This is a genomic window from Micromonospora sp. URMC 103 (genome assembly GCF_051386435.1).
Taxonomy (GTDB): Bacteria; Actinomycetota; Actinomycetes; order Mycobacteriales; family Micromonosporaceae; genus Micromonospora.
Genome location: NZ_JBPQTR010000004.1, coordinates 1316368 through 1331323, shown reverse-complemented (window position 1 = coordinate 1331323; position 14956 = coordinate 1316368). Strand labels below are relative to the sequence as shown.

Genomic DNA, 14956 nt, shown 5'->3' with positions numbered 1-14956 from the left:
GCTCTCGGACCGTACCGGCGGGAACGGGCTTTGTCTCCCCCGATGTCCGGCGCCGCGACGGCCCGTCTGCCGGCCATCCGATCGACACAGGCCCACCGGCTGCGCACGCCGGGTCGCCGCGCGCACTAGGGTTGTCAGGTGACCGACGAACCACCCCTGCGCCGTCGGGCCGCCGTAGACCGGCCGGACGACGCGCCGCACGACCCGCCGTCGGGCCGGCCGGAGCCGACGGACGCGGAGACCGACGGCACGGCCGACGCGCCCGTGCTGCTGACCGCTCCCCGCGAGGGCACCCCCCAGCCGGTGGCCACCCCGGAGGAACTCGCCGAGGTCGTGGCGCGGTTCGCCGCGGGCAGCGGCCCCGTCGCCCTGGACGCCGAGCGCGCCTCCGGCTACCGCTACAGCCAGCGGGCGTACCTGGTGCAGCTCCGCCGCGAGGGCGCCGGCACGGTCCTGATCGACCCGCTGCCGCTGCCCGACCTCACTTCCCTCGACGAGGTGATCGGCGAGGCCGAGTGGGTGCTGCACGCGGCCAGCCAGGACCTGCCCTGCCTGGCCGAGCTGGGGCTGCGGCCTCGCCGTCTGTTCGACACGGAACTGGCCGCTCGGCTGGCCGGATTCGAGCGGGTCGGCCTGGCCGCGCTGACCGAGCAGCTGCTGGGGTTCGCCCTCGAGAAGCACCACTCGGCCGCCGACTGGTCGAACCGGCCGCTGCCGGAGTCGTGGCTGACGTACGCGGCGCTCGACGTGGAGCTCCTCGTCGACCTGCGGGACGCCCTCGACGAGGAGCTGACCCGGCAGGGCAAGTCGGAGTGGGCCGCGGAGGAGTTCGCCGCGCTGGTCCGCACCGGCGCCCGGCCGCCGCGCGTCCGCGCCGAGCCGTGGCGGCGTACCTCCGGCATCCACCGGGTGCGCGGCGCGCGGGCGCAGGCTCGCGTGCGCTCGATGTGGTACGCCCGGGACCAGATCGCCGCCCGCCGGGACGCGGCGCCGGGGCGGGTGCTGCCGGACTCGGCGATCATCGCGGCGGCCGAACTCGACCCGAAGGACGAGAAGACGCTGCTGACCCTGCCCGGGTTCGGCGGCCGGTCGGTACGCCGGCTGGCCCGCACCTGGCTCGCGGCGCTGGACGACGCCCGGCAACTGCCGGAGGACGCGCTGCCCGTCGCCCCCGTGGTCGAGGGGCCGCCGCCCCCGCACCGCTGGGCCGAACGGGATCCGGTGGCCGCGGCGCGGCTGGCGCGTTGCCGGGAGGTGGTGCTGCGGATCTCCGGCGAGCACCGGCTGCCCGCGGAGAACCTGATCGCTCCGGACTCGGTACGCCGGCTGGCCTGGGTGCCGCCGGAGGACGTCACCGAGGAGACGGTCGCCGACACGCTGCGGGGCTTCGGCGCCCGCGAGTGGCAGATCGGCCTGCTCGTGAAGGACCTGACGGTCGCCCTGGAGGACCCCGCCTCCACCCCCTGACGCGACCCGCCGCCTCCGGGCCGCAGCCCTTGCCCGTTGATCATGAAGTTATTGCCCGCCCGCCCGGCGTGTCGGCGCAATAACTTCATGATCAACGCGGCGCACGGCGGACGGGGTGCCGGTGTGGGCTGGGTTACACCGGGGGGCGGTGTCCGGGTTTGGTTACTGACGAGTAGCATCCGAGGGACCACGCCAGTGCCGGCGACCTTCGTCCGGTCCGTCGTGCCGCATGCCGGCGCGGGACCGAGCATGGTCGAAAAGGAGGCTCAAGTGCCCCGTGAAGTTCGGGATGTCGTCTTCGTCGACGGCGTCCGCACCCCGTTCGGCAAGGCGGGTGGCATGTACGCCAACACCCGCGCCGACGACCTGGTGATCCGCTGCATCCGCGAGCTGCTGCGCCGCAACCCGCAGCTGCCGCCGGAGCGGGTCGAGGAGGTGGCGATCGCCGCCACCACGCAGATCGGCGACCAGGGCCTCACCATCGGCCGGACCGCCGCCCTGCTGGCCGGCCTGCCCAAGACGGTTCCCGGCTTCGCCATCGACCGGATGTGCGCCGGGGCGATGACCGCGGTGACCACTGTGGCCGGTGGCATCGCCATGGGCGCGTACGACATCGCCATCGCCGGCGGCGTCGAGCACATGGGACGCCACCCGATGGGTGAGGGCGTCGACCCGAACCCGCGGATCATCGCGGAGAAGCTGGTCGACCCGTCCGCCCTGGTCATGGGTGCCACCGCGGAGAACCTGCACGACCGGCTCCCGCACATCACGAAGGAGCGCACGGACGCGTTCGCGCTCGCCTCCCAGCAGAAGACCGCCAAGGCGTACGCCAACGGCAAGCTCCAGGGCGACCTGGTGCCGGTGGCAACCCGCGACGAGGAGGGCGGCTGGGGCCTCGCGGGGGTCGACGAGGCGCCGCGGGACACCTCGCTGGAGAAGCTCGCCACGCTCAAGACCCCGTTCCGCCCGCACGGCAAGGTGACGGCGGGCAACGCGGCCGGCCTCAACGACGGGGCCACCGCGAGCCTCATCGCCGCCGAGGACACCGCCCGTGAGCTGGGCCTCCCGGTCGCCATGCGGCTCGTGTCGTACGGCTTCGTGGGCGTCGAGCCGGAGGTGATGGGCTACGGCCCGATCCCGTCGACGGAGAAGGCGCTGCGCATCGCCGGCCTCACCATCGACGACATCGGCCTGTTCGAGCTGAACGAGGCGTTCGCCGTGCAGGTGCTCGCCTTCCTCGACCACTTCGGCATCGCCGACGACGACCCGCGGGTCAACCCGTGGGGCGGCGCGATCGCCATCGGGCACCCGCTGGCCTCCTCGGGCGTACGGCTGATGACCCAGCTCGCCCGGCAGTTCGCCGAGCACCCCGAGGTCCGCTACGGCCTCACCGCCATGTGCATCGGCATCGGCATGGGCGGCACCGTGATCTGGGAGAACCCGCACTGGGAGGGTGGAGACAAGTGAGCGCGCTCGCCGCACCGAACGAGGTCGTCACCCGGGCGCTGCTGCGCGAGGTGCACGTGCCGAGGCTGGACCGCCCGGCGGCCCTCATCACCCTGGACAACGGCTTCGACCACACGAAGCCGAACACCTTCGGACCGGGTGGCCTCACCAGCCTGGACGAGGCGATCACGGCGGCCCTCGCGGCGGATCCGGCGTTCATCGCGGTGACCGGCAAGCCGTACGTCTTCTGCGTCGGCGCCGACATCACCGGCCTGCCGCTGCTGACGGACCGGGAGCAGGCGCTTGAGATCGGCCGGCTCGGCCACCGGGTCTTCGCCCGGCTCAAGGACAGCAGCGTGCCCACGTTCGCGTTCGTCAACGGCGCGGCGATGGGCGGCGGCCTCGAACTGGCGCTGCACTGCCACTACCGGACGCTCTCCGGGGGCGCCGCGGCGCTCGCCCTGCCCGAGGTCTCGCTCGGCCTGGTGCCTGGCTGGGGCGGCACCCAGCTGCTGCCGAACCTGATCGGCATCCCGGCCGCGACCCAGGTGATCATCCAGAACCCGCTCATGCAGAACAAGATGCTCAAGCCGAAGCAGGCGGCCGAGCTGGGCATCGCCGACGTCCTGCTGGAGCCGGCCGACTTCCTCGAGCGCTCCCTGGAGTGGGCCGCGGGCGTGGTACGCGGCCAGATCACCGTCACCCGCCCCGAGGTCGACCGGGACATGTGGGCCGGGGTGCTCTACTTCGCGCGGCAGACGCTCGACCAGCGGCTGCACGGCGCGGTGCCGGCCGCGTACAAGGCGCTGGACCTGCTCGACACCGCCAAGGACGCCAACTTCGCGGCCGGCACGGCGGCCGAGGACGAGGCGCTCGCGGACCTCGTCTTCTCCGAGGAGCTGCGCAGCGGCCTGTACGCGTTCGACCTCGTGCAGCGGCGGGCCAAGCGGCCGGCGGGCGCGCCGGACAAGAGCCTCGCGCGTCCGGTCACCAAGGTCGGCATCGTGGGCGCCGGCCTCATGGCGAGCCAGCTCGCGCTGCTGTTCGCCCGCCGGCTCCAGGTGCCCGTCGTGATGACCGACCTCGACCAGGCCCGGGTGGACAAGGGCGTGGGCTACGTCCACACCCAGATCGAGAAGCAGGTCAGCAAGGGCCGGATGGACAAGGGCACGGCGGCCAAGCTGTACGGCCTGGTCAGCGGCTCGGTCGACAAGGCCGTGTTCGCGGACGCCGACTTCGTCATCGAGGCGGTCTTCGAGGACCTGGGCGTCAAGAAGCAGGTCTGGGCCGAGCTGGAGAAGATCGTCAAGCCGGAGGCGGTGCTCGCCACCAACACCTCCAGCCTGTCGGTGACCGCCATGGCGGAGGATCTCGAGCACCCGGAGCGGGTGGTCGGTTTCCACTTCTTCAACCCCGTCGCCGTGCTGCCGCTGCTGGAGATCGTCCGGGGCGAGCGCACCGACGACGCGACCCTGGCCACCGCGTTCGCGGTCGGCAAGCAGCTGCGGAAGTCCTCGGTGCTGGTCAAGGACGCCCCCGCGTTCGTGGTGAACCGGCTGCTCACCCGCTTCCTCGGCACGGTGTTCGCGGCCGTGGACGCGGGCACCCCGCTGGACGTGGCGAACAGCGCGCTCGACCCGCTCGGCCTGCCGATGCGCCCGCTCGCCCTGCTCCAGCTCGTCGGGCCGGCCGTGGCGTACCACGTGGGCGGGACGCTGCACGCGGCGTTCCCGGACCGGTTCGGTGTGAGCGAGAACCTCAAGCGGATCGCCGACTCCGGCCAGCCCATCGTCGTCGACGACGAGGTGAACCCGGAGGTGGCCACGCTGCTGGTGGTGGGCGACGCTCCCCTAAGCGCCGAGCAGGTCCGCCAGAACGCGCTGGACGCGCTGGCGCAGGAGGTCCGGCTCATGCTCGACGAGGGTGTCGTGGCCGAGGCCCAGGACATCGACCTGTGCATGATCCTCGGTGCCGGCTGGCCGTTCCACCTGGGCGGCGTCACGCCGTACCTGGACCGGACGGGCACGTCCGAGCGGGTCACCGGCCGGCGCTTCCTCCCGCACGGGGCGGCCAGCCTCCCCGCCTGATCCATCCCCGCTCCCCGGCATCGCGGTGGCCGGCGGCCGTCCACTCCGGACACCGCCGGTCACCGCGATCGTCTTTCCGCGCCGATCGGCGGCCACGGCGGTCCGTTTTCCGGGCCGCGGCCGGCCGTTCGGCGGGCAGCGGGCCTCGCACCGGGCTGGCTAAGATCGCCCGTTGCGCTTTTTCTCACCTGGAGCTGACCCATGTCGTACCCGCCGGCAGATTCCTATCCCCCGCCTCCGGGGCACGGTTCGTATCCCCCGCCCCAGGGCGGCTACCCCGGGCACCAGCAACCCGGCGGCTACCCGCCGCCGCAGCCGGGCGGGCAGCAGGGCTATCCGGGCCAGCAGGGCGGCGGCTACCCCGGCCAGCAGCCCGGCGCCCCGGCGCCGCAGGGCGGCGGCTACCCGGGCCAGCAGGGCGGATACCCGGGCCAGCAGCCCGGCGGTTACCCCGGCCAACAGAGCGGCGGTTACCCCGGCCAGCAGGGCGGATACCCGGGCCAGCAGGGCGGCGGTTACCCCGGCCAGCAGGGCAGCGGCTACCCCGGCCAGCAGCCCGCTTACCCGGCCCCGCAACAGCCGGCCGGCTACCCCGCCCCTCCGCAACCGGGCCAGCCGCCGCAGCCGGGCGACTACCCGCCGCCTCCGCCGCAGTCGGGGCAGCCGTTCGGTGCGCCCGACGCCGGCGCTCCGGCGCCCAGGAAGTCCAAGGCCGGCAGGATCGTCCTCATCGTCGTCGCCGCGGTGCTGGTGCTCTGCCTCGGCGGCGGGGCGGCCATCTGGTTCGCCGTGAAGGACGAGGTGGGCGCCGGCGTCGACGCGGCCCGCACCCGCGTGGAGGCGCCCGCGACGCTCGCCGGACGACCCAAGATCACCGACCCGGCCCTCCAGTCGCTCACCGACCAGATGGTCGCGGAGATGAAGAAGACGGCGCGGGGTGAGACGGGCACCGTGGGCGCCTTCTACGGCGACCCCGCCAAGCGTGACCTCGTGGTGGCCATCGCGATCTCCGGGCTGATGGCCGACCCGAAGAAGGAGCTCGACGAGGCGATGACCGGGCTCGGCGCGGAGATCGGCGTGACGGCGACGACGCCGGTCGAGCCCGGCCCGCTCGGGGGCGAGGCCCGGTGCGGCGAGGGCAAGGCCGAGGACGCCCCGCTGGCCGTCTGCGCCTGGGCGGACGCGGGAAGCGTCGGCGTGATCATGGTCTATTTCAAGACGGTCGACGAGATCAAGGCCGACTTCGTGACGATGCGCGGTGAGATCGAGAAGCGTTCCTGACCGACGCACGAGGCCCCGGTCACCGCCTCCGCGGTGGCCGGGGCCTCGCCGTACCCGGTCACCGCTCTCCGCGGCGACCGGGACGCGCCGGGTCAGGCCGCCGTGTGCTGCCGCTCCGCGTCGCTGCGCACGACGCAGAACTCGTTGCCCTCCGGGTCAGCGAGCACCACCCAACCCGTCCCGTCGGAGCGGCGGTGGTCGGCGACCTGCGTCGCGCCTAGGCCGAGCAGCCGCTCGACCTCCTCGTCCCGCGTCCGGTCGGTCGGTGCGAGGTCCAGGTGGACCCGATTCTTGATCGTCTTGTCCTCGGGCACCGCCAGGAAGAGCACCATGGGGCCGCCGGGCGGCAGCAGGCTGGCCTCGGGGTCGCCCGGGAAGTCCTCGGGCTGGCGGGGGCACTCCAGGACCTGGGCCCAGAAGCCGGCCAGGGCATAGGTGTCGTGGCAGTCGATGGCGATGTTGTGGATCCGTACGCTCACGGTCGCTCCTCGGAGCTGGTTGGACGCGCCCCGCGGAAGACGGATGGTGTCAGCGGTGACCGGGGCGGGGCGCGGGACTGGTCATGGTGGACATCGGCCGCACCCCCTCTCGTCCGTCGGGCTGACGGCGACGATCCTGTCAGCCCGCGCGGCGCGCCGCAACCGCGTTCAGCGACCGGGGGTGGACTCCGAGGCCTTCCGATCCCCGCCGGCTGCCACCGGGGCGACGTCGGCCGACGGCAGGCGGACGGTGACCTCGAGGCCGCCGCCGGGCTGGGCGACCGCCTGCACGGTGCCGCCGTGGGCGTCGCAGACCGCCCGGACGATGGAGAGCCCCAGGCCCGAGCCACGGGCCCCGGTACGCTCCCGCCCGCCGCGCCGGAACGGCTCGAACAGACCCGGCACGTCGGCCGGGTCCACCTCGAACCCGGTGTTGCCCACCACGAGCCAGGAGTGCCGCCCGTCCGTGCCGGTCCGCACCCAGAGCCGCCCGTGCAGGTGGTTGTAGCGGACCGCGTTCTCGACGAGGTTCCCGGCCAGCCGGTCCAGCAGGCCCGGATCACCGACGACCGGTGCGGGCTCCAGCGACGTCTGCACCCGCAGCCCGATCCGCTCCACCTCCCGACGTACGGCCGAGAGCGCGTTCACGGTGCCGGCCGCGAGGTCGCACTCCGTACGCCGGCCGAGTTGTCGCCCGGCCTGCGCCTCGCTGCGGGCCAGCACGAGCAGCGCGTCGACGAGCCCGTTCGCCCGCTCCGAGGCGTCCCGGACCACGGTGGCCATCCGGCGGTACTCGCCGATGTCGGCGTCGTCGTCGCTCAGCGTCACGTCAATCTCGGTACGCATGACGGCGAGGGGCGTACGCAGCTCGTGCGAGGCGTTGGCCACGAAGCGCCGCTGCGCCTCGAACGCGGCCGTGATGCGGTCCAGCATCGCGTCGAAGGTCTTCGCCAGCTCCGCCACCTCGTCGTCGGCGCCCGAGTAGCCGATGCGCTGGTCGAGGGTGGCCTCCCCGAGCCGCTGCGCCGTGGCGGTGACTTGGTGCAGCGGGCGCAGGGCCCGGCCGGCCACCGCGTACGCGCCGGCCACCCCGACGATGCTGATGGCGAGCAGCGCCACGAGGCCCTTCGCGAGCAGTTCGCCGGAGGCCGAGTCGACCAGTTGCCGCTGCCACTCCCCGGCGTCCAGCGTGCGGCCGTCGGCGAGCACCACGGTGGTGCCGGGCAGCAGCTCGTCGGTCGGGCGGAGCGCGTCGCGCACCAGCAACCAGGCCAGCAGCACGAGGATCGCGCCGGCACCGACCAGGAGCACGCCGTTGAGCAGGGTGAGCCGCAGCCGCAGGGTGGGGCGCAGCCGCCGGCGGGAGGCGCCGGCGACCGGAGTCGGTGCGCCGCTCACAGTGCCTCCTCAGTTCGCGACTCCGGGGCTCGCAAAAACGGCTCACTCCTCGCGCTCACGCAGCCTCCTTAGTTCGCGACTGCGGGGCTCGCAAAACCGGCTCACTCCTCGCGCTCACGCGGCCGCCTCGGCGGTGCGGTAGCCGGCGCCGACCACCGTCTCGATGAGCGGCGGGTCGCCGAGCTTCCTGCGCAGCGTCATCACGGTGACCCGGACGATGGTGGTGAACGGGTCGGTGTTCGCGTCCCACACCCGCTCCAGCAGCTCCTCGCTGGAGACGACGGCGCCGCGGGCCTTCACCAGCTCGCAGAGCACCCCGAACTCCTTGTTCGTGAGGTCGATGGGCGCTCCGGCGCGGGTGGCGACCCGGCGTGCCGGATCGAGCACGAGGTCGGCCACCGACAGCACCGGCGGCGTGGCCGGGGTGGCCCGCCGGCCGAGCGCCAGCACCCGGGCGACCAGCTCGTCGAAGGCGAACGGCTTCGGGAGGTAGTCGTCCGCGCCGAGTTGCAGGCCCTCCACCCGGTCGGCCACGGTGCCGCTGGCCGTGAGCATCAGCACCCGGGTCAGGGTGCCGGAGGCGACCAGCTCGGCGCAGATCTGGTCGCCGTGCACGCCGGGCAGGTCCCGGTCGAGCACCACGACGTCGTAGCGGGTGACGAAGGCCATCTCGTGCCCGCTGTCGCCGTCGTAGGCGACGTCGACCGCCATGCCCCGTTTGCGCAAGCCGCGCGCGATCGCGTCGGCGAGGTTGCGCTCGTCCTCCACCACCAGTACCCGCATGCCGGCCTCCTCCTGCTGACCACCCGACAACCTAGTGCCGCCCGCCAAACCAGCGTCCCTCGCCGTACGGCCCGTCTGCCGTTGCCGCGACCCGGAGCCGTGCGCGATGCTTCCGGCGACCCCTCGACGCCACCTGAGGAGACCGTGTGAGCACAGCAGCCCCGCCCCGTACCCGGGACGTCGCCTACCGCGGGTTCCGCCTCGCCGCAGACCACGGGTCGGGCTCCGCCGAGGGGCTCCGCGCGGACGCGCGGGGGCTGCTGCTCGCCGAGCCGGCGGGTGTCCGGCCCGGGCCGGACGGCGACGACCGGCGGTACGAGTGGGGCGCCTGGACCGCACCGCCGGTGCCGGCCGGCTTCGCCGTCGGCGAGGTGGTTCCGTCCTGGACGGCCGAGACGCCGGACGGCTGCTGGCTGGAGGTCGAGGTGCGTGGCTGGCACGGCGACGCGCCGGCCACCGGCTGGTACGTGCTGGGTCGCTGGGCCGGCGACGACGGGACGGTCCGCCGCGCCTCGGTGCCCGGGCAGCGTGACCCGGCCGCCCGGGTGGAGACCGACACACTGGTCGTGGGCGAGGCGGCGGTCACCGGCTGGCAGGTGCGGGCCACCCTGCTGCGGCCGGCCGGCAGCGACCGCACCCCGACGCTGCGCAGCGTGGGCGCCGTGGCCACGGGCCGCCCCGGCACCACCGCGACCGGGACCGCGCACACCGACGGCGCCCCGCACGTCGACGGAGCCGGGCACGCCGACGAAGCCGCGCGCACCGACGGGGCCGCGCACGCGGACGAGCACGCCGCCGGACGGCCCGACGGCAGGGCACGCGGGCTCGTCCTCGACGTGCCCCGCTACTCGCAGCGACTGCACGCGGGCGCGTACCCGGAGTGGGGTGGCGGCGGTGACTCCTGGTGCAGCCCCACCTGCACGTCGATGGTGCTGGCCTTCTGGGGCGCCGCCCCGCCCGCCGACCGGTACGCGTGGGTGGACCCGCCCGGCCCGCGCCCCGTCGTGGTGCACGCGGCGCGGCACTGCTTCGACCACGCCTACGCCGGCGCCGGCAACTGGCCGTTCAACACCGCCTACGCCGGCCTGCACGGCCTGGACGCGTTCGTGACCCGGCTGCGGTCGCTGGCCGAGGCGGAGGCGTTCATCGCGGCCGGCATCCCGCTCGTGGTGTCCGCGGCGTTCCGCTCCGGTGAGGTGCCGGGGCTGGACTACGACACCCGGGGCCACCTCATCGTGTTGGCGGGCTTCACGGCCGACGGGGATCCGGTGCTCAACGACCCGTACGCCCCGGACGACGAGGCCGTGCGGCGCGTCGTCGACCGGGGGCGGTTCGAGGCGGTCTGGCAGGGCGGCAGCGGTGGCATGGCGTACGTCATCCGCCCGTCCGACGTGCCCCTGCCCCCGGCGCCCGCGCAGGCGAACTGGTGACCGGCGCCGGCGGCGGGTGAGTCACCCGGGCAGCGGCCACACCCCGAAGTCCCCGTGCAGCCGGCGGCACACCAGCCGGTCGTCGCTGCTCTGGCAGTCTCCGGCGGCGCCCCGCAACACGTCCAGCGGCCGGGCCGTGCCGGCGACGACGTCCAGCTCGGCGACGAGCAGTCGCCCGGCGCCCCGGTACTGTCGGACGCCGATCAGCCGGCCGTCGGGGCGACCGGGGTGGGCCAGCTCCCAACGCCCCAGCTCACCGAGGACGGTGCCGGTGGTCGGGTCCAGCAGGGCGAGCTGTTCGGCGCCGGGGCCCGCGCTGCTCACGGCGCTGGCGACCAGCCGCCCCCGGCTCGACCAGACGCCGGCCCACCGGTCGTCCGCCCAGAGCCGCCGCCCGGTGCCGGGGTCGAGCGCCAGCAGCCCGCCGGACCGGCCCTGTACGCAGATCACGGGGCCGCACTCCGACGCGTACAGCGCGTCCTCGACCTCGACGCGCCAGCGCGGCCGGAGGCGGTCCAGGTCGTACGCGGCGACGGCGGCGGGGCCGCCGCCGACGGCGAGCAGGAGATCGCCCGCCACCTGGACGTTGACCATCCGGTCGTCGGCGGGCCCCCAGAGGTCCGTCCGGGCCAGCACGGCACCGGTGGCCGAGGAGCGCACCTCGACCTGGCCGTCGACCGTGCTGTGCACCACGCGGTCGGCACCGGCCTCGGTGTTCCGGTAGGTGAGCTGGCCCCCCGGCGGGAAGTCCACCTGCCAGCGCAGGCTGCCGCAGCACGGGTCGACCGACCGGAGGGTGCGGCCCCGCTCGTCGTCGCCCGTCTCCAGCAGCAGCGCGCCACCGCCGACGAGCGCGTTGCCCGGCTGCTGCCACCGGTACGCGCCGGTGGTCCGGTCGAGTGCCACGGTGACGTTGCTCCGGCCGTCCTGCTGGTAACCGGTCACCAACAGCGTCCGGCCCAGCACGAACATCCCCCAGTACCGGCCCTGCACCGGCAGCGGCGCCCGCCACGCCCGTTTGCCACCCGGCAGCCGGTACGCGTCGATCGCCCGCTGCCGCCCGAGCACGCCGGGTTCGATGACCAGGAAGAGATCGTCGGCGAGCAGCGCCTCCGTCCCGAAGACGGCCGGCACGACGACCACCTCGCGGCGTGGCACCGGCGCGCCCGCCACGAGTGTCGCCAGCGCCAGCAGCAGCACGAGCGCGCAGCGCAGGGGCCGGCCGACCGCCCGCGGCGGCCGGGGCAGCGCCTCGGGCTCCGGCTCGTGCCGCAGCTCGCCGAGGTCGATGAGCCGGTCCGTCACCGCGGCCACCGCCACACCCCGAACGAGCCGTCCAGCCGCCGGCACAGGACGGCGTCCGGCCCCGCCTGGCAGAGCTCGCTCACGTCCGGGATCATGTCGCGGAGCCGGAAGCGGGCGGCCACGAGATCCAGCTCGTGAAGGGCGAGCCGGCCGGGGTGGCCGGGCCGGATGCCGAGCAGCGGGTTGTCCGGCTCGTTCGACGACAGCAGCCGCCAGTCGCCGAGGTCGGCCATCTGCCGCCCGGTGCCGGCGTCCAGCACGCCGTACCGGGTTCTGTTGTCCCGCACGGTCACGACGAGCAGGCGGCCCGACCGGGCGGTCACCACCCCGTCCCAACCCGACGTCCGCCACCGGAGCGCGCCGGTCGCCGGGTCGACGGCCCGGACGTCGTTTCCGCCACTGTGGACGCAGAGCAGCGTCGCACAGCGCTCCACGTACCCCATGGCGGGCAGCGCCAGCGCCCAGCGCCGCTCCAGTCCGTCCAGGTCGTGTGCGGTCACCATCCGCTCGTCGGCGAGGACAAGCAGACCGTCGACGACCTGGCCGCTCAACTCGGCGGGCGGGGCGCCGGGACGCAGATCGGCGTGGCGCAGCAGCATCCGCGTAAGCGGATCGCGGACCTCGACCTCGCCCCCGGGCCGGATCAGCACGACCCGGTCGACCGCGCCGGCGCTGAGGCTGTACGCGCTCTGTGGCACGTCGGGGAGCGACCAGACGACCTCGCCGGAGTCGGGCCGCACCGCCCGGAGCGCCGCACGACCGTCCGCCTCGAGGCGCTTCAGCAGCAGCGGACCGCTCGTCTCGGAACCGGCGACCCCGGACTGCCGCCACCGGATCTGCCCGGTCGCCGCCCGCAGCGCGATCGTGTCGCCCTCCCCCTGCCCGCGACCGGTCGTGACCAGCAGCATGCCGTCCCGCTCGTGCAGCCCCCAGATCGAGTAGACGAGGGGCAGCCGGACGCGCCACCGGGGTTCGGGCCGGCGCGGGGCGGCGGTCGGCCGCTCGGGCAGGGGATAGGCGGTGAGTTCGAGGACGCCGGAGCTCACCCCGTCCACCGGGTCGGCGACCACGACCAGGTCGCCGACGAGGAACGCGTCCGCCAGCGGCGAGCCCGGCACCGTGGCCGCGATCCGTCCCGGGGCGGGGGCGGCGCCCGCGAGCGTCACCAGCACGAGCAGCAGCACGACAACCGTCCGCAGTGGACGGCCGGCCATGCGGGGTCGGGGGCGGGGAGGGCGCGTCGCCGGGAACCCGCCAACCTCCCCGAGGTCGATGACCGTCATCGGCACCCTCCCGTCACCCGCGGCGGCCGGCACGACCGGCAAACCGGCCGTGGCCGTACCGGCCCGGCAAATGCCACCATCCCCGCCTGTACGATGGCGCGTCGTGGCCGTGCCGGTGGTAGACCCCTCGCTGACTCCCGTCGCCGACGCCGATCCGGCCGTGGCCGGTACGGCGCGACGGCTCCGACCGGCCCGCGCCGACCTGCTGGCTCTCGGAGCCTATGTGGTGCTCGGCGTTCTCGTCTGCCTTCACTACTGGGCGGACGTGCAGAACCGCGTCTCCTCGCACCTGCCCACCGACCACAGTTGGTTCGAGTGGCTCTTCGCGCACGGCGCCTACTCCGTACGGCACCTGGAGAACCCGCTCTTCACGGCCCGGCAGAACGCCCCGGACGGGGTGAACATGATGGCGAACACCTCGCTGCTCGGGGTGACGCTGCCGCTGGCCCCGCTGACCATGCTGCTCGGCCCGCAGGTGATGTACGCCCTCTATCTCGGCGGGGCGCTGGCGGCCACCGCGGGGACCAGCTACTGGATGCTCTCCCGGCACCTCGTGCGTTCCCGCGCGGCGGCGTTCGTCGGTGGCGCCTTCCTCGGGTTCGCCCCGGGCGTCGTGCACCACGCCAACGGGCAGCCCAACTTCGTCTCCAACTTCCTGCTCCCGTTGATCGTGGCGCGCGTGCTGCGGCTTGGCGAGCCAGGCCGGTGGCGGCGCAACGGGCTCGTGCTCGGTCTGCTGGTGGCGTACCAGATCTTCATCAACGAGGAGATGCTGCTGCTCACCGCGCTGGCCTGCCTGGTCGTGGTCCTCGCGTACGCCGTGCAGCGGCCGTCCGCGACGTGGGCCGCGGCCCGCCCGTTCCTGGCGGCGCTCGGCGTGGCCGGCGGGGTGGCGCTGCTGCTCACCGCCTATCCGATCTGGTTCCAGTTCGACGGTCCGCAGTCCTACCGCGGCCTGCAGGGCGGGGTGTTCCACAACTGGGGCGAGGACCTGGCCGCCTTCGTGACCTTTCCCCGGGACTCGCTCGCCGGCGACCCCGCGGTGGAGCAGACCATCGGCCTGACCGAGCAGAACACCTGGTTCGGGTGGCCACTGGTGGTGGTGGCCGTGGTGGCGCTGGCGCTGCTCGTCCGCCGGTCGCTGGCGGCGCGGATCCTCGCGGTGCTCGTCGTGCTCTTCGGCGTCGCGGCGCTCGGCCCCCGGATCCGGCTCGACGGCGTGGAGACGACGACGAACGGCCCCTGGGCGTACATCCCCGACGACCTGCCGCTGGTCGAGATGATGATGCCGACCCGGTTGGCGCTGGTGGTCGCCGCTGCGGTGGGTGTGCTCCTCGCGCTCGCCTGGGACGCGCTCTCGCGCGGCGGCCGGTCCGGCCCGCCGCGCATCCCGGCCCCACGCAGCATCCCGGCCCAACGCGCCGGCGAGGCCACCACCGACGTCCCGGCCCGCCGGCGCTGGCTGCGTCCCGTGGGGTACGCGGCCATCACGCTGGCCCTGCTCCCGCTCGTGCCCCGGCCGCTGCCCGCCCAGCCGGTCGACCCGCCGCCGCACTTCATCACGGCCGGCGGCTGGCGGCCCTACGTCCCCGCCGGGCGGACCCTGGTGCCGGTGCCGATCCCGAGCAACGTGCACGGGCTGCCGACACTGCGCTGGAGCGCGCTGACCGGGCAGGAGTTCCCCGTCCCGGCGGGCTACTTCATCGGCCCGAACGAGAAGGGCGAGGGCGTGTTCGGCGCGCCGAACCGCCCCACGAGCAGCCTCATCTACTCCACGATGGACGCCGGTACGCTGCCCGCGCTCACGGACGAGAACCGCCGCCAGGCGATCGAGGACCTGCGCTGGTGGCGGGCCTCGGTGGTGGTGCTCGGCGCCCATCCGCGGGAGGCCGTGCTGCGCGAGCTGATGAGCGCCCTGCTCGGCCCGCCCCAGCGCGTCGACGACGTCTGGCTCTGGGACGTACGCCCGCTGGTCGGCTGACGGCCGCGGACGCTGC

The 14956-nt window shown here is 74.5% G+C and carries 11 protein-coding genes; 6 read left to right on the top strand and 5 right to left on the bottom strand.

Annotation, left to right across the window (positions count from 1 at the left end; translation table 11 throughout):
- The first annotated feature begins 138 nt into the window (after positions 1-138).
- The 4 genes from ACSNOA_RS09815 to ACSNOA_RS09800 all read left to right on the top strand — a co-directional run bounded on the left by ACSNOA_RS09815 (position 139) and on the right by ACSNOA_RS09800 (position 6281).
- A complete protein-coding gene (locus ACSNOA_RS09815; RefSeq protein ID WP_436657638.1) occupies positions 139-1467 on the top strand; it encodes an HRDC domain-containing protein in 1329 nt (442 codons plus the stop codon).
- Positions 1468-1737: 270 nt separating this feature from the next.
- Positions 1738-2934, top strand: a complete 1197-nt coding sequence (locus tag ACSNOA_RS09810) for a thiolase family protein (RefSeq protein WP_436657637.1) — start codon at positions 1738-1740, stop codon at positions 2932-2934.
- A complete protein-coding gene (locus tag ACSNOA_RS09805) occupies positions 2931-5000 on the top strand; it encodes a 3-hydroxyacyl-CoA dehydrogenase NAD-binding domain-containing protein (RefSeq protein ID WP_436657636.1) in 2070 nt (689 codons plus the stop codon). Before ACSNOA_RS09810 ends, ACSNOA_RS09805 begins: the two co-directional genes overlap by 4 nt.
- Positions 5001-5201: 201 nt before the next feature.
- Positions 5202-6281: a hypothetical protein gene (locus ACSNOA_RS09800; protein ID WP_436657635.1), complete on the top strand. Its 1080-nt coding sequence runs from the start codon at positions 5202-5204 to the stop codon at positions 6279-6281.
- 92 nt (positions 6282-6373) lie between these two features.
- Here the strand turns inward: ACSNOA_RS09800 and ACSNOA_RS09795 are convergent, their stop codons facing one another.
- From ACSNOA_RS09795 to ACSNOA_RS09785, 3 genes are all read right to left on the bottom strand, one after another.
- Positions 6374-6760 (bottom strand): VOC family protein, encoded by a 387-nt coding sequence (locus tag ACSNOA_RS09795; RefSeq protein ID WP_436657634.1) that lies wholly within the window; start codon positions 6758-6760, stop codon positions 6374-6376.
- Positions 6761-6928: 168 nt separating this feature from the next.
- On the bottom strand, positions 6929-8113 hold the full coding sequence (locus ACSNOA_RS09790; RefSeq protein ID WP_436658364.1) for a sensor histidine kinase: 1185 nt from the start codon (positions 8111-8113) through the stop codon (positions 6929-6931).
- 159 nt (positions 8114-8272) lie between these two features.
- Positions 8273-8941: a response regulator transcription factor gene (locus ACSNOA_RS09785; protein WP_436657633.1), complete on the bottom strand. Its 669-nt coding sequence runs from the start codon at positions 8939-8941 to the stop codon at positions 8273-8275.
- A gap of 146 nt (positions 8942-9087) precedes the next feature.
- Between ACSNOA_RS09785 and ACSNOA_RS09780 the strand changes: the two genes are divergently transcribed.
- The gene (locus tag ACSNOA_RS09780; protein ID WP_436657632.1) at positions 9088-10371 is read left to right on the top strand and encodes a peptidase C39 family protein; all 1284 of its coding nucleotides are present in this window, start codon (positions 9088-9090) and stop codon (positions 10369-10371) included.
- A gap of 21 nt (positions 10372-10392) precedes the next feature.
- Here the strand turns inward: ACSNOA_RS09780 and ACSNOA_RS09775 are convergent, their stop codons facing one another.
- A complete protein-coding gene (locus ACSNOA_RS09775; protein WP_436657631.1) occupies positions 10393-11685 on the bottom strand; it encodes an outer membrane protein assembly factor BamB family protein in 1293 nt (430 codons plus the stop codon).
- Positions 11673-12959 carry an outer membrane protein assembly factor BamB family protein gene (locus ACSNOA_RS09770; protein WP_436657630.1) on the bottom strand — a complete coding sequence of 429 codons (1287 nt, stop codon included), beginning with the start codon at positions 12957-12959 and terminating at the stop codon, positions 11673-11675. Before ACSNOA_RS09770 ends, ACSNOA_RS09775 begins: the two co-directional genes overlap by 13 nt.
- A 103-nt stretch (positions 12960-13062) precedes the next feature.
- Between ACSNOA_RS09770 and ACSNOA_RS09765 the strand changes: the two genes are divergently transcribed.
- Positions 13063-14940 carry a hypothetical protein gene (locus tag ACSNOA_RS09765; protein ID WP_436657629.1) on the top strand — a complete coding sequence of 626 codons (1878 nt, stop codon included), beginning with the start codon at positions 13063-13065 and terminating at the stop codon, positions 14938-14940.
- The last annotated feature ends 16 nt before the right edge of the window (positions 14941-14956 follow it).